The following is a 15,137-nucleotide window of genomic DNA, read 5'->3' as shown; positions in this document are numbered from 1 at the left end:
TTCAGCCGCGGGCGCGGGGGAAGTCCGGGATGCGCTTGGCCAGGAAGGCGTCGACGCCCTCGACCCCTTCGCCGGTGATGGACAGATCGGCGATCGACTCGGCTTCGGCGATCAACTGCTCGTCCAGGGTGTGCGAGGACGAGGCCAGTAGCAGCCGGCGGATCGCGGCATAGGAACCGGTCGGGCCGGCGGCGAGTTCGGCGGCCACCGCGCGGGCGCGGGTGCGGACCTGATCGTCGTCGACGATCTCGCTGAGCAGGGAGGCCTCCAGCAGCGCCGGTGCGTCCAGGACCTCGTCGCGCAGCAGGATGGTGCGGGCCCGGCCCAGACCGACGATCTGCGGCAGCAGCCAGGACATGCCGCCGTCGGGGGACAGGCCGATGCCCGGGTAGGCCGGACGCATGCGGGTGCTCGGGCCGCCGATGGCGAAGTCGGCGTGCAGGGCCAGGGACATGCCGGCCCCGGCGGCCCAGCCGGTCGCCGCGGCGACGGTGGGTCGCTGCGTGGCATACAGCGCCGAGACGAAGGTGTTGAGGTCGTGTGCCAGACCGCGCAGGTAGGCGCGACGGTCATCGGCGGCGGCGAACTTCGCGACATTGCCGCCGGCGCAGAAGTTCTTGCCCTGCCCGGTCAGCAGGACCGCGCGGGCATCCAGTTGTCCGCGCATCACCCGGTGCAGGGCGTCGGCACCGGCCAGGACGGCATCGTGGTCCAGGGAGTTGCCCGCGCCGTCACGGGAGATGGTCAGTTCCAGGACGCCGTCGTCGTGCAGCGTGGTCAGTTCGCTCATGGGCTCAGCCTAGAGCGAAGACCGCCGCCCCGCGTAGGCGGGACGGCGGTCTTCGTGAATTCGTGGTGAGGGGGCGGCTCAGACCGTGGTGGTCTTGCCGGCCTTCAGGCACGAGGTGCACACATTCTTGCGGGCGCGGTTGCCCGGGGCCACCTCGACGCGCACCGACTGGATGTTCGGGTTCCAGCGACGGTTGGTGCGGCGGTGCGAGTGCGAGACCGACTTGCCGAAGCCGGGGCCCTTGCCGCAGATGTCACAAACGGCAGCCATGTCGAACTCCCTTGGTTGAATAATGATCAGTGGTATTCACCGGCCGGACGCGCGGAAGGCGCGGACTCGGCTGGCAACCCGAACAGACTAACCGGCGCCCGGCGTCGCGGGCAAATCGGATCGGACGGGGTTGCCCGGCGCGGGCGGTGGGAGCGTAACCTCTGACACACTGTTTCGCAGGGGCGATTTCGCGGGGGTGGTATCGCAGTGGGAAGGGCCAGGACAGTCGAGATGCAGCGTGCGCCGAGCAGTGTGCCGATCAGTGTCGGCTTGATCCGGGACTGGGCGCAGGCCTGCGCCGAAGGCCTGGCGGCTCAGCGCACCGAGATCAACGATCTCAACGTCTTCCCGATCCCCGATGCCGACACCGGCAGCAATATGGCCTTCACCATGAGCGGGGCCGCGGCGGGTCTGGCCGATCTGGATTATGCGGCCACCGATCTGGCCACGGTCTTCCGGACCCTGGCCGACGGCGGTGTGGCCCACGCCCGCGGCAACTCCGGCATCATCTTGTCGCAGATCCTGATCGGTCTGGCCGATGCGGCCGATCTGGCCGTGGCCGAACAGGACCCCAGCTTCAACCGGCTGGCGATGAACGGTCTGCGGCTGGCATCCCTGGCCGCCCGGCGCGCGGTCTCCGTCCCGCGGGAGGGCACCGTGCTGACGGTGCTGCGGGTCGCCGCCGACACCGCCGCCCGCGAGGTGGAGGCCTCCCCGTCCGATCTGGTGCGGGCGGTGGCCGACGAAGCCGCCCACGCCCTGGAGCAGACGACCGATCAGATGATCGAACTGACCAACGCCGGGGTGGTCGACGCCGGCGCCCGCGGTCTGCTGGTGATGCTCGACGCGCTGGTTCTGGTGGTGACCGGGGTGGCCAATCGTCGTCGTCCCTACCGCGGCAACATGGGTGATACCGGGCACGGGGAAGGCGAGTGCTCCGGCTCGGGGGACACCGACTTCGAGGTCATGTACAAGCTGGTCGCCGAGGGTTCGCTGATCGGTGCGCTGCGCGAGGAACTGGGCCGCCTGGGCGATTCAGTGGTGATCGTCGGGGAGAGCTCAGCCGACCGGGAACAGTTCTCGGTGCATGTGCACACCGACGAGCCGGGCGCCGCGGTCGAGGCGGGGGTGCGGATCGGCGGCGTCCACGACATCCGGATCAGCTGCTTTCTGCTCGACGAGGCCCGTAACGAGCCCGGCGCGACCGAACCGCCGCCGCGGCACAAACGGGCCGTGCTGGTGCTGGCGCAGGGCCAGGGCGCCGAAGAACTGTTCACCGAGGCCGGTGCGCGGGTGGTGCGCACCGATCACGGCATCCATCCGGCGACCGTCGCCGAGGCCATCCGGCAGGCCGACAGTGCGCACACGGTGGTGATGGGCAACGGCATGATGGCATCGGCCGATCTGGTGTCGGTCGGGGCGCAGGCCCGGTCGGCCAAACGCTCACTGGTCTTCCTGCCCACCGCGTCGATGGTGCAGGGGCTGGCGGCCCTGGCCGTGCACGATCCGGGCGAATCACCCGATGTGGATGCCTTCGCCATGGCCGAGGCGGCCGGTGCGACCAGGTGGGGGTCGGTCCGCACCGCCGACGGAGCGATGATGACCCTGGCCGGGACCTGCCAGATCGGGGACACTCTGGGCCTGATCGGCTCGGATGTGCTGGTGATCAAGAAGACCCAGAGCGAGGCGGCGGTGGCGCTGATCGACCTGATGCTGGCCATCGGCGGCGAACTGGTCACCATCCTGGCCGGTGCCGGTCTGCAGGACGAGGCGCACGCGGCCATCGCCGACCATGTCCGCACCGAACACCCGGGGATCGAGCTGGCGGTGTACCCCGGCGGGCAGACCAACCAGTTGCTGCAGATCGGCGTCGAATAGGTCATGAGCCCTTCCCCCGGGACACTGACCCTGACCACCGAGCTGTCGTCGACCGCGCTGGATCCGGCACTGGTCGGCAAACTCGCCGATCTGGAACTGGTGACGGTCGGCGAACTGCTCCGCTACGTGCCGCGGCGTTATCTGGCCCGCGGCGACACCGCCGACACCGAGGCCCCCGAAGCCGGCAGCTGGGTCAACCTGGTCGGGCACGTCACCCGCGCCGAGATGATCCCGATGAAGCGCAAACCCGGCAGCTTCCTCAAGGTGGTGGTCAACGACGGCCGCCGCAACTACGAGGTCACCTTCTTCAACGCGCGGTGGATGAAGAAGCGGCTGCTGCCGGGTACCAAGATGGCACTGGCCGGGACGGTGAAGTACTTCCGCGATCAGATTCAGCTGACCCACCCGGAGTGGCTGATCCTGCCCGATGCCTTCGACGAGTCGGTGACCGGCAGCTCCATGCTCACCGAGCTGTACGCCGAGCAGTCCCAGTCCGATCCGGGACATGTGGCCACCGCCGAAGACCTCGACCACTTCTCCCGTGAGATCGTGCCGATGTATCCGGCCACCAAGAATGTGCAGACCTGGGAGATCTGGCGGGCGATCCGGACCGTGCTGGACCAGCTGGGTCCCACCGACGATGCGCTCACCGACGAGCAGCGCACCGTCCGGGGCCTGATGACCAGCGACGAGGCGATCCGCAAGATCCACCTGCCCGACACCCAGGCCGAGATCGCCGCGGCCACCCGGCGACTGAAGTTCGACGAGGCCCTGGCCGTGCAGACCGCCCTGGCGCAGAACCGGATCGCCGCCGGCACCGAATCGGCGCACGCCTGCCCCCACGTGCCCGGCGGCCTGGAGGATCAGCTGCTGGCCTCCCTGCCCTTCGAGCTGACCGACGGACAGCGCGCGGTGGTCGCCGAGATCGCCGAGGACATCGGCCGGGTCCATCCGATGAACCGGCTGCTGCAGGGTGAGGTCGGCTCGGGTAAGACCCTGGTCTCGCTGCTGGCGATGCTGCGGGTGGTCGACAACGGTCACCAGTGCGCGATCCTGGCGCCGACGGAGGTTCTGGCCGCTCAGCATCATCGGACGGTGCTGACCATGCTGGGTCCGCTGGCCCTGGGCGGGCAGCTCGGCGCCGCCGACGGTGCCACCCAGGTGGCGCTGCTGACCGGTTCGCAGCGGACCGCCGACCGGCGGCAGACGCTGCTGGACATCGTCACCGGGCAGGCCGGGATCGTCATCGGCACCCACGCCCTGCTGGAGGAGAACGTCGAGTTCTTCGACCTGGGCATGGTGGTGGTCGACGAACAGCATCGCTTCGGTGTGGAGCAGCGCGATGTGCTGCGGGCCAAGGGCAGGGTCAACCGGCCGCACTTCCTGGTGATGACGGCCACACCGATCCCGCGGACCGTCGCGATGATCACCTTCGGCGATCTGGAGACCTCCACGCTGGTGGAGCTGCCGCGCGGCCGCCAGCCGATCACCACCAACGTGGTGCCGATGAGCAAGCCGGTGTGGGTCGAGCGGGTGTGGGAGCGCGCCGCCGAGGAGGTGGCGCAGGGCCGGCAGGTGTATGTGGTGTGCACCCGCATCGGTGATGAGAAGTCGAATCAGGGGGCCCCGGAGATCTCGGTGCTCGACCAGTTCGAGGAGCTCACCGCCGCCGGACCGCTGTCCGGGCGCACCATCGACTTTCTGCACGGCCGGATGCCGGCCGAGGAGAAGACCGAGGTGATGGACCGGTTCACCCGCGGGGAGGTGGACGTGCTGGTGTCCACCACCGTCATCGAGGTGGGCGTGGACGTGCCCAATGCCACGATGATGGTGATCGTCAACGCCGAACGCTTCGGTGTCAGCCAGCTGCACCAGCTGCGCGGTCGCGTCGGTCGCGGCCGGCACGCGGGGCTGTGCCTGCTGATGACGACCGCCGCCGACGGTACCGGCGCCCGCGCACGCCTGGATGCGGTCGCGCGGTCGACCGACGGCTTCGAACTGGCCCGCATCGATCTGGAGGCCCGCCGGGAAGGCGATGTGCTCGGTGCCGCCCAGTCCGGTGGCGCTTCGTCGCTGCACTTCCTGTCCCTGCTCGACGACGCCGACGTGATCGAGGATGCGCGCGAATTGGCCACACAGATCGTGCTGGCCGATCTGCCGCTGGCCGAGCATCCGGCGCTGGACGCCCTGGTCGACTCGATCCTGCTGCCCTCCAAGCTGGGATATCTGGACAAGTCCTGACCGCCCGCCCCGGTGTCGCCGGCGGCCCCTATGTTGAAGTGCATGGACTTCCGTATCTTCACCGAACCCCAGCAGGGAGCGGGCTACGACGATCTGCTCGCCGTGGCCCGCCGCGCCGAAACCCTGGGCTTCGACGCCTTCTTCCGGTCCGACCACTACCTGGCGATGGGCGGCGGCGACGGGCTGCCCGGCCCCACTCAGGCGTGGCTGACCCTGGCCGCACTCGCCCGCGACACCGAGCGGATCCGGCTGGGCACCCTGGTCACCTCGGCGACCTTCCGCCTACCCGGCCCGCTGTCGATCTCGGTGGCCCAGGTCGATCAGATGAGCGGCGGGCGCGTCGAACTGGGGCTGGGGGCCGGCTGGTTCGAGGCCGAGCACGCCGCCTACGGCATCCCGTTCCCGCCGGTCACCGAACGCTTCGACCGCCTCGGCGAGCAACTCGAGATCATCACCGGACTGTGGGCCACCCCGGTCGGGGAGCGATTCTCGTTCGCCGGCGAGCACTACACGCTTACCGATTCGCCGGCGCTGCCCAAACCGGTGCAGACGCCGCCGCCGGTGATCATCGGCGGCAAGGGCCGCACCCGCACCCCGGCGCTCGCCGCGCGCTACGCCGCCGAATTCAATGTGCCCTTCGCACCGCTGGAGGTGGTGACCCGCCAGTTCCGGCGGGTCGACGAGGCCTGCGCGGCCATCGGCCGCGATCCGGGCCAGATCGTCCGGTCGGTGGCTCTGGTGCTGTGCTGCGGCGATTCGGAGGAGCAGTTCCTGCGCCGGGCCGCCGCGATCGGGCGCGAACCGGACGAACTGCGCGAGAACGGAGCCGCCGGCACCGTCGAGGAGACGATCGCGGCCATCGCCCGCTACCGGGACGCCGGAGCGACCCGGGTGTACCTGCAGGTGCTGGATCTGGCCGATCTGGACCATCTGGATCTGGTGGCCCAGCAGGTGGTTCCCGCGCTGGGCTGATACCGATCAGCGGCGTGTCGGGGGAACCGGACCGGCGGCGGGTGCGTCTAACCATCGGGGAATCGGCATCGACACCTCGGGGGAGATATGCGCCGACGCGGCAGAGTGCAGCGGTGGTCGGCCACGCGGGGCCACCGCCGGCACGACGGACGGATCCGGCTCACCGGACAGCACTGGAGTGCCCTGACCGGCTTCGCGGTGACCGCGGTGCTGGTGGCGGTCGGACTCGGCTGGCCCGGCCCGTCGCGTCAGCCGCCGATGGACCCGGTCCGCGTGGCGGCGGCTCGCGCGGCACTGGCCGGGCTCGAGGTGATCGCGGTCCGGCCCGAACGCGGTGCGGCGCAGGCCCGGGGGCAGCCGTACCGCCGGGACGCCTTCGGCCCGGCCTGGAGCGATGCCGGGGGCGTCGCCGGGGCCGGTAACGCCTGCGATACCCGCAACGACATCCTGGCCCGCGACCTGGCGGTCGCCGGATCGGTGGGGATCAGCAGCTGTGCCCGGGCGGTGGCCGCCGGGCACCTGCGCAGCCCGTACACCGGCGAGGAGATCGTGTTCACTCGTGGCCGCGAGTCGGCGGCCGTGCAGATCGACCACATCGTTCCGCTGTCGTATGCCTGGGACATGGGTGCGGCGCAGTGGCCACCGGCGCGGCGGCTGGCCTTCGCCAACGATCCGGCGAACCTGATCGCCGTCGACGGACCCAGCAACCAGGCCAAGGGCGATGCCGGGCCGGGTGACTGGATGCCGCCGCTGCGCGGCTTCTGGTGCCAGTACGCGGTCGCCTACGTCACCGTCTCGGCGGCCTACCGGCTGCGGATCGATCATGCCTCGCACACGGTGCTGGCCCGGGTCTTGTCGGGGTGCTGACGGGGCGCGCCCGCCGGCACTGCAGTGGTGGCCCGGGTCAGCGCGGCTCGGGATCGGGACTGGACTGCTGCCCATCGGGCCCGGCGTCACCGGGCGTGTGTTCGTCGGGTCGCGGTGACATCTGCGTCGGGGCGCTGAACGGATCGGCCGGCGGCTGCCCGGCCGGATCGCCGGTGGTGGGGAACTGCGGCGGATCGACCGGCGGGACGTACGGGGTGCCGGGCATCGCCGACTCGCCCGGTGCAGGCTGGCCCGGATACGGCTGCTGACCGGGGTAGGGCTGGCCGGGGTAGGGCTGCTGGCCCGGGTAGCCGCCCGGGTACTGCTGACCGGGGTAGGTGCCCGGGTACTGCGGAGCGCCGTAGAGCTGCGTGTTGGCGGCGTTCTTCTCCTTGTTGGCGCCCACGACCCACAAGATGATGCCGATCACCAGGAGCAGACCGCCCAGCAGCGCTCCCAGCACGAGCAGAATCACGCCGCCGCCGGTGATCATCAGGGTTCCGGTGGCGATGGGCGGGCCGGCGACGACACCGTACTGGTCACAGGCGATGGTGTACGTACCGGACTGGGAGAAGCGGTACGAGGTGAACGGATAGACGGTGCGGTCGTTGTACGGGAGGTCGACGCCGTCCTGCTGGTTCGGTCCCGGGACGACGGGGGCCGGACCGGTGATCTCACAGGAGGCGGCGCTGCGGCCGTCGCGCTCAGGGGAGTAGAGGACCAGTACCTCGTCGGCGGCGGCGGTGTACTGACGGGACTGGCCGACCGAGAACGACTTGTCCACCACGTCGGTGAGCCGTCCGGCGCCGATCACGACCATCACGATGCCGGCGACGACGCCGATGACCCCGATGGCCAGGCCGATCCAGGTGAGCCACTTGCCTGCTTTCCTCATAGGGGCATTGTGTCATCTGTGGGCGTCGCGTGCCGGACAGGCGGCGGGTCGGGGCCGGTTTTCGCCTCCATCGGGGAGGGCTAACCTGGACCACATGACTGCTGAGAGTTCGCAGCGCGATGCTGCGACCATCGAAGAACAGGTCCTCGAGCAGGCCCGCGCCGCGAAGAAGGCCGCCCGCACGCTGGGCATGTTGACCACCGCGCAGAAGAACGAGGTGCTGCTGGCCGCCGCCGACGCGATCGATGCGGCCGCCGACGAGGTGCTGGCGGCCAACGCCCAGGACGTGACCCGGGCCGAAGAGGCCGGCACCGAACCGGCCCTGGTCGACCGCCTGCGGCTGAACCCCGAGCGCATCGCCGGCATCACCGGCGGCCTGCGCCAGGTGGCGGCGCTGCCCGATCCGGTCGGTGTGGTGGTGCAGGGCAAGACCCTGCCCAACGGGCTGGAGCTGCGTCAGGTGCAGGTGCCCCTGGGCGTGGTCGGTTTCGTCTACGAGGCCCGGCCCAATGTGACCGTCGACGGTTTCGGTATCTCCTTCAAATCCGGTAACGCGGTACTGCTGCGCGGCTCGTCGTCGGCGGCCAGTTCCAATGCGGCCCTGGTCCAGGTGCTGCGCCGGGTGCTGGAGGAGCATCGGGTCAACCCCGACGCGGTGGCGCTGCTGCCCAGCCAGGACCGCTCCAGCGTGACCGCACTGATCCAGGCACGCGGTCTGGTCGATGTGGTGATCCCGCGCGGCGGGGCCGGGCTGATCGCCACCGTCGTGGAGAACGCCAAGGTCCCCACCATCGAGACCGGGACCGGTAACTGCCACATCTACGTCCACGCCGGCGCCGATGTGGACACCGCCACCCGGGTGATCGTCAACGCCAAGACCCGCCGGCCCAGCGTCTGCAACACCGTCGAAACGGTGCTCATCGATCGGGGCATCGCCCAGGAGGCGCTGGCCCCGATCGTCTCGGCGCTGCAGAGCCAGGGGGTGACCATCCACGGCGACGAGCCCGGCATGGTGCCGGCCACCGAAGAGGACTGGCACGCCGAATATCTGTCGCTGGACGTGGCGCTGAAACTGGTCGACGACCTCGACGCCGCGATCGAGCACATCGACACCTACGGCACCGGGCACACCGAGGCGATCATCACCGGCGATCAGGCGGCCGCCCGCGCCTTCAGTAACCGGGTCGACGCGGCCGCGGTGATGGTGAACGCCTCCACCGCGTTTACCGACGGCGAGCAGTTCGGTTTCGGCGCCGAGATCGGCATCTCCACCCAGAAGCTGCACGCCCGCGGCCCGATGGGCCTGCCCGAGCTGACCTCCACCAAATGGATCGTGTGGGGCGACGGACAGGTGCGGCCGGCATGAGCGGGGCTGCCGCGGCCGCCGCAGGCGGGACTGCCGACGCGATCGTGCCGTCGTTCACCAGCACCGGCGACGTCGTCGACAAGCTCCGCACCACCGGGTACCTGGCCGATGAGGCCACGGCCACGGCGACCTATCTGGCCGACCGGCTCGGTAAGCCGCTGCTGGTGGAGGGACCGGCCGGGGTGGGCAAGACCGAACTGGCCCGCGCGATCGCCGGGGCCACCGGTGCCGAACTGGTGCGGCTGCAGTGTTACGAGGGCATCGATGAGGCCCGCGCCCTGTACGAGTGGAACCACGCCAAACAGATCCTGGCCATCCAGGCCGCCGGTCAACGGGACTGGGATGCCACCAAAGACGACATCTTCTCCGAGGAGTTCCTGCTCGCCCGGCCGTTGCTGACCGCGATCTCGCGCACCGAACCGACGGTGCTGCTGATCGACGAGATCGACAAGGCCGATGTGGACATGGAGGGTCTGCTGCTGGAGATCCTGTCGGACTTCGCGATCACCATCCCGGAGATGGGCACTGTCGCGGCGGCGCGCCGGCCGATCGTGCTGCTGACCTCCAACGCCAACCGGGAACTGTCCGAGGCGCTGAAACGACGCTGCCTCTACCTGTACATCGACTTCCCCGACGCCGACCTGGAACGGGAGATCCTGGCCTCCCGGGTGCCGGACCTGCCGGAGAATCTGGCCGCCGAGGTGGTCCGCATCATCGGTGTGCTGCGCGGACTGGACATCCGCAAGAAGCCCTCGGTCGCCGAGACCATCGACTGGGGCAACACGCTGCTGGCGATGGTCGCCGGCACCGATGCGACCGACCACGACGGACGCGTCCCCGATTCGCTGCTTCAGCGGACCCTGGGCGTGGTCCTCAAACATCGCGCCGATGTGCTGACCGCCGTGCGCGAGCTGAAGCTGGACTGAGCCGGTGGGTCCCACCGCTGCGGAACAGGATCCGTCGACACCGGCCCCGTCGGCGCAGGTCCTCGTCGACACCCTCACCGGCTTCGTCGAGGATCTGCGGACCCGCGGCATCGTGGTGGGACCGTCGAACCTGATCGACGCCGGCCAGGCGATGGAGGTCCTGGATCTGCTGGACCGGGAGAGTCTGCGGGAGGGCCTGGCCGCCACCCTGCTGTCGGACCATCTGCACCGGGACACCTTCGACCTGTGCTTCGAGCTGTGGTTCCCGCTGGGGCACACGGCGCGTGCCGGGGCGATCACGGTGCCGCACACCGACACCGGCGAGGTCGACGTGCAGGCGCTGCGCGAGCTGACCGCCGACATCCTGGCCGACGACGAAGCCCAGGCCGACGGCCGGTTCGATCAGCTGGTGGCAGCGATCGTCGCCGAAGCCGGCCGGTACGAGTCGGCGCGCGGGGAGAGCTATTCGGTGTACCAGGCGATGTCGGTGATCTCACCGCAGACGCTGATCGCCCGGATCGCCGCGGCGATGGCCGCCGGTATCCCGCGCGAAGAGGGGGAGCGGGCCGGCACCGATGCGCTCAACCGGCGCGCGGCGCGCGATGCGACGCAGCGACTGCGGGCCGCGGTGGAGACCGAGGTCCAGCGCCGCATGTCCGCTCTGCGCGGCCGCGACGAGGTCGCCGCCTATGCGGTGCCGAAACTGCCTGAACAGATCGACTTCTTCTCCGCCAATCCGCAGGACATGGCCAAGCTGCGCCGCACCATCGAGCCGATCGCGCGGCTGCTGGCGGCGAAACTGGAGTTCCGGCGCCGGCGCAACCACCGCGGCGCCGTCGATGTGCGGGCGACGCTGCGGGCCTCGATGTCCACCGGCGGTGTCCCTATTGAGCTGCGCCACCGCAAACCCCGGCCCGGCAAACCCGAACTGGTGGTGATCTGCGATGTGTCCGGATCGGTGTCCGGCTTCAGCTCGTTCACCCTGCAGCTGGTGTATGCCCTGCGCCAGCAGTTCTCGAATGTGCGGGTGTTCGCCTTCGTCGACACCGTCGACGAGGTGACCGACTACTTCGACCGGTCCAGCGCCGACGACCAGTTCGGGGAGGCGATGACGAAGATGCTCTCGCAGGCGCGCATCAGCACCCGCGACGGACACTCCGACTACGGCCACATGCTGCGCGGCTTCGCGCGCGACTACCTGGATTCGCTGACCCACCGCGGTGCGCTGCTGATCCTCGGCGACGCCCGCAACAACTACGCCCTGTCCAGTGTGGACGCCCTGGAGCAGCTGACCGACCGGGTGCGCAACGCCTACTGGCTCAACCCGGAACGGCGGGAGAACTGGGACACCGGTGATTCGATCGCCGGAAAATACGGGGACGTGATCGATATGTACGAGTGCCGCAACGCCGGACAGCTCGCGCAGGTGATCGCCGACCTGCTGCCGGTGTGAGCCGGCCGCGTAAACTCACTGCTCATGTCCCAGCAGCCGCAGACCCCGCGCCGTATCGGCATCATGGGCGGCACCTTCGACCCGATCCACAACGGGCACCTGGTGGCCGCCAGCGAGGTGGCGCATCGCTTCGGGCTCGACGAGGTGATCTTTGTCCCCACCGGCCGGCCGTGGCAGAAGGAGGAGTCCCAGCAAGGGCACCGCGCTGCGGTGACCTCGGCCGAACACCGCTATCTGATGGCGGTGATCGCCACCGCGTCTAATCCGCGCTTCACCGTCAGCCGGGTCGACGTCGACCGCGAAGGGGTCACGTACACCGTCGACACCCTGCGCGACCTGCGCAAGGTGTATCCGGACGATGAGCTGTTCTTCATCACCGGAGCCGATGCGCTGGAAAACATTCTGACCTGGCACAATTGGAAGGAATCGTTCGAGCTGGCGAATTTCATCGGTGTCTCCCGCCCGGGATACGCCTTGGATGCCACCCACCTGGCCGAACACCTCAAGACCAAACCGGACCATGCGCTGCAGATGATGGAGATCCCCGCCCTGGCGATCTCGTCGACCGACTGCCGCGAGCGGGCCAGCAGCGACCGGCCCATCTGGTATCTGGTGCCCGACGGCGTCGTTCAGTACGTCAGCAAACACGGTCTGTACCGAAAGGACCACACGTGACCGCCACCGCAGAATCGATCGACCTGGCGACGATCGCCGCCCACGCCGCCGCCGACCGCAAAGCCACCGACATCCTCGTCATCGACGTCTCGGAGGCGCTGGTCATCACCGACCTGTTCCTGATCGCCTCGGCCGATAACGAACGTCAGGTCAACGCGATCACCGAGGAGATCGAGGACAAGCTGCGCGAGGCCGGGCATTCGCCGCTGCGCCGCGAAGGGGTGCGCGAGGGCCGCTGGGCGCTGCTGGACTACGGCGATGTGGTGATCCACATCCAGCACGAAGACGAGCGCGAGTTCTACAGCCTGGAACGGCTGTGGTCGGACTGCCCGGTGGTGCCGATCGACGGCCTGGAGCGGCCCGAGGCCGACACCGGGACCGGGGCATGAGTGCCGAACCCGATCAGGGCGATACCAGCATCGAACGACTGACCCCGATCGTGCGGCGGCTGGTGCTGCTGCGGCACGGGCAGACCTCCTACAACGCCACCCGAAGGATGCAGGGACATCTGGACACCGAACTGTCCGAGCGCGGGATCGCACAGGCACAGGCCGCGGCACAGGTGCTGGCCGCCTGCGGCCCGCGCCTGATCCGGTCGTCGGATCTGCAGCGCGCCCACCACACCGCCCTGGCGCTGGGGGCGGCCACCGGACTACAGGTGACCACCGATCAGCGGCTGCGGGAGACGCATCTGGGGCAGTGGCAGGGGCTCTCGCACGCGGAAGTCGATGCGCAGGCGCCCGGTGCGCGGCGTATCTGGCGCGACGACGCGACCTGGGCGCCGCCCGGCGGGGAGAGCCGGGTGCAGGTGGCCGCCCGCGCGGTGCCGGTGGTGACGCAGCTGCTGACCGAACTCGACGACTGGGGGCAGGGCCAGACGCCCGAGGCGCCGGTGATCCTGGTGGCCCACGGCGGGGTGATCGCCGCGCTGACGGCCGGACTGCTCGGGCTGCCGGTGGCCAACTGGCCGATGCTGGGCGGGCTGGCCAACACCAGCTGGGTGCAGCTGTCCGGGCACAGTCTGCCCGGCGCCGAGCCGACCTGGCGGCTGGACGTGTGGAACGCCTCGGCCGAGGTCGCCGACACCGGGGTGCAGTAGTGGCGCAGTCGGTCGAGGGCCCGGACACCAGGCCCGGCTCGGTGCTGGTCTTGGGGGATTCGCTGACCTACTACGGTCCGGCGGGCGGACTGCCTGCCGACGATCCGGGCATCTGGCCGAATCTGGTCGGCGCCGCCGTGAACCGTCCGGTGGAACTGTTCGCCAGGATCGGCTGGACCAGCCGGGACATCTGGTGGGCGATCACCCAGGATCCCCGGATCTGGGCGGCACTGCCCAAGGCCGAGGTGGTGGTCCTGGCGTTCGGCGGCATGGATTCGCTGCCGTCGCCGCTGCCGACCGCGCTGCGCGAACAGATCCGCTACCTGCGCCCGACCGGTCTGCGCCAGAGGGTGCGCGAGGCCTACGGCTGGCTGCAACCGCGGCTGTCCCCGCTGGGCTGGCCGATGGCGCTGCCGCCACAGATCAGTGTCCGGTACTTCGAGAAGGTCCGCGAGGCACTGGCCCATCTGCGCCCGGATCTGCCGATCGTCGTCGGCCTGCCGCCGACCCATTCGAGCCCCTACTACGGGCACGCCCATCCGGGGCGGGCCCGGACCGCGGCGGCGCTGGCGCAGTGGGCCCGCGAGCATTCGTTGCCGACGGTCGACTTCTACCCGATCACCGCCGCGCACTTCGGTATTGAGGGTCCGGATATTGAAGATCCGAGTGCCGGCGGACGGGACGACACTCCGAATCCGGACGGCATCCACTGGGGGATGGGCGTCCACGCGCAGATCGCCGACCTGGTGACCGCGGCGGTGACTCCGCTTCTGCGGCAAACCTGACGACCCACGCGAACCTTCCCGGCGGCTCCGGCTAAGTTGTAGGGGTGCCTGTCATCGTCGTCACCGATTCGTCTTCGCGGTTACCTGCGTCACTGACGGACCGCTACGGCATCACCCAGGCCCCGCTGCATGTGAGCATGCCAGACGGCACCGAGTACCTCGAGGGTGTCGACGACATCCCGGTCGAGGTGATCTCGACGCCCGGAGCCACCACGTCCGGTGCCAATCCGCAGGATCTGATGGAGATCTACGGCGAGGCCCTCGATCGCAGCGACGGCGACGGTGTGGTGGCCGTCCACATGTCCCGGCAACTCTCGGGGACCTGGGCGGCGGCCCGGCTGGTGACCGAAGAACTCGGCGATGCGGTGCGTGTGGTCGACTCGCGCGCGGTCGGTGTCTCGGTCGGGCTCACCGCGATCGCTGCCGCGCAGACCGCGCAGGCCGGAGCCGACCGGGACGGGGTGTACGAGGCCGCGGTGCGGTCGGCGGCGACCGCCGAATCGCTGATGTGCGTGCAGACGCTGGAGAACCTGCGGGCCAGCGGCCGGATCAGCGCCGCCAGCCACCTGCTCGGCTCGGCGCTGGCGATCAAACCGATCCTGCACATCGCCGACGGTGTCCTGGCACTGCAAGGCCGGCAGCGCACCATGACCAAGGCGGTCAAGCGGATGGTCGAGGAGATCGCCGAGAACGTCGGCGACGACGAGGTGACCGTGGCCGTCCAGCACTGCTATGCCCCCGAACTGGCCGTCGACGTGCACCAGAGCGTCCTCGACGCGATCCCGAACGTGACCTCGTCGCTGGTGGTGGAACTGGGGCCGGTCCTGGGCATTCACGTCGGCCAGGGCGCCGTGGGAGTCACGGTCGGCCGGGGACTGCAAACCCTGGACTGACTCGCCTGTGGATACCGCAGAGTATCC

Annotated in this window: 15 protein-coding genes; 12 read left to right on the top strand and 3 right to left on the bottom strand. The window is 69.7% G+C overall.

Going from position 1 to position 15,137, the window contains the following annotated elements:
* Position 1: 1 nt before the first annotated feature.
* Together GOHSU_RS07050 and rpmB are read right to left on the bottom strand one after the other, a co-directional pair.
* On the bottom strand, positions 2-790 hold the full coding sequence (locus GOHSU_RS07050) for an enoyl-CoA hydratase/isomerase family protein (protein WP_005938960.1): 789 nt from the start codon (positions 788-790) through the stop codon (positions 2-4).
* 78 nt (positions 791-868) lie between these two features.
* Positions 869-1,060, bottom strand: a complete 192-nt coding sequence (gene rpmB, locus GOHSU_RS07045) for a 50S ribosomal protein L28 (RefSeq protein ID WP_005938957.1) — start codon at positions 1,058-1,060, stop codon at positions 869-871.
* A gap of 231 nt (positions 1,061-1,291) precedes the next feature.
* Between rpmB and GOHSU_RS07040 the strand changes: the two genes are divergently transcribed.
* From GOHSU_RS07040 to GOHSU_RS07025, 4 genes are all read left to right on the top strand, one after another.
* Complete coding sequence (locus GOHSU_RS07040) at positions 1,292-2,938, top strand: DAK2 domain-containing protein (RefSeq protein WP_005938954.1); 1,647 nt, start codon at positions 1,292-1,294, stop codon at positions 2,936-2,938.
* A gap of 3 nt (positions 2,939-2,941) precedes the next feature.
* Positions 2,942-5,179 carry an ATP-dependent DNA helicase RecG gene (locus tag GOHSU_RS07035; RefSeq protein WP_005938949.1) on the top strand — a complete coding sequence of 746 codons (2,238 nt, stop codon included), beginning with the start codon at positions 2,942-2,944 and terminating at the stop codon, positions 5,177-5,179.
* A gap of 42 nt (positions 5,180-5,221) precedes the next feature.
* Entirely contained in the window at positions 5,222-6,151 is a 930-nt protein-coding gene (locus tag GOHSU_RS07030) for an LLM class F420-dependent oxidoreductase (protein WP_005938946.1), read from the top strand.
* 87 nt (positions 6,152-6,238) lie between these two features.
* Positions 6,239-7,018 (top strand): HNH endonuclease family protein, encoded by a 780-nt coding sequence (locus GOHSU_RS07025; RefSeq protein WP_005938944.1) that lies wholly within the window; start codon positions 6,239-6,241, stop codon positions 7,016-7,018.
* Positions 7,019-7,055: 37 nt separating this feature from the next.
* Here GOHSU_RS07025 and GOHSU_RS07020 read toward each other — a convergent pair whose 3' ends face one another.
* Positions 7,056-7,913: a hypothetical protein gene (locus tag GOHSU_RS07020; protein WP_005938943.1), complete on the bottom strand. Its 858-nt coding sequence runs from the start codon at positions 7,911-7,913 to the stop codon at positions 7,056-7,058.
* A 94-nt stretch (positions 7,914-8,007) separates the two neighbouring features.
* Between GOHSU_RS07020 and GOHSU_RS07015 the strand changes: the two genes are divergently transcribed.
* From GOHSU_RS07015 to GOHSU_RS06980, 8 genes are read left to right on the top strand one after another with little or no spacing between them, the layout of a single operon-like run.
* Positions 8,008-9,279 (top strand): glutamate-5-semialdehyde dehydrogenase, encoded by a 1,272-nt coding sequence (locus GOHSU_RS07015; RefSeq protein WP_005938941.1) that lies wholly within the window; start codon positions 8,008-8,010, stop codon positions 9,277-9,279.
* The gene (locus GOHSU_RS07010) at positions 9,276-10,205 is read left to right on the top strand and encodes an AAA family ATPase (protein ID WP_005938939.1); all 930 of its coding nucleotides are present in this window, start codon (positions 9,276-9,278) and stop codon (positions 10,203-10,205) included. Before GOHSU_RS07015 ends, GOHSU_RS07010 begins: the two co-directional genes overlap by 4 nt.
* A gap of 4 nt (positions 10,206-10,209) precedes the next feature.
* Positions 10,210-11,658, top strand: coding sequence for a vWA domain-containing protein (locus tag GOHSU_RS07005; RefSeq protein ID WP_005938937.1), 1,449 nt, complete (start codon positions 10,210-10,212; stop codon positions 11,656-11,658).
* Positions 11,659-11,682: 24 nt separating this feature from the next.
* Complete coding sequence (gene nadD, locus GOHSU_RS07000) at positions 11,683-12,333, top strand: nicotinate-nucleotide adenylyltransferase (RefSeq protein ID WP_005938934.1); 651 nt, start codon at positions 11,683-11,685, stop codon at positions 12,331-12,333.
* Complete coding sequence (gene rsfS, locus GOHSU_RS06995) at positions 12,330-12,722, top strand: ribosome silencing factor (RefSeq protein ID WP_005938931.1); 393 nt, start codon at positions 12,330-12,332, stop codon at positions 12,720-12,722. The genes nadD and rsfS overlap by 4 nt, the downstream gene beginning before the upstream one ends.
* Complete coding sequence (locus GOHSU_RS06990) at positions 12,719-13,432, top strand: histidine phosphatase family protein (RefSeq protein ID WP_005938929.1); 714 nt, start codon at positions 12,719-12,721, stop codon at positions 13,430-13,432. Before rsfS ends, GOHSU_RS06990 begins: the two co-directional genes overlap by 4 nt.
* Positions 13,432-14,217: a diglucosylglycerate octanoyltransferase gene (gene octT / locus GOHSU_RS06985; RefSeq protein WP_005938926.1), complete on the top strand. Its 786-nt coding sequence runs from the start codon at positions 13,432-13,434 to the stop codon at positions 14,215-14,217. The genes GOHSU_RS06990 and octT overlap by 1 nt, the downstream gene beginning before the upstream one ends.
* 44 nt (positions 14,218-14,261) lie before the next feature.
* Positions 14,262-15,110, top strand: coding sequence for a DegV family protein (locus GOHSU_RS06980; protein ID WP_005938924.1), 849 nt, complete (start codon positions 14,262-14,264; stop codon positions 15,108-15,110).
* Positions 15,111-15,137 lie beyond the last annotated feature (27 nt).

The organism is Gordonia hirsuta DSM 44140 = NBRC 16056, assembly GCF_000333015.1.
GTDB classification, from domain to species: domain Bacteria; phylum Actinomycetota; class Actinomycetes; order Mycobacteriales; family Mycobacteriaceae; genus Gordonia; species Gordonia hirsuta.
The sequence above is the reverse complement of the archived record's forward strand: the minus strand, read 5'-3'. Positions and strand labels throughout refer to the sequence as shown.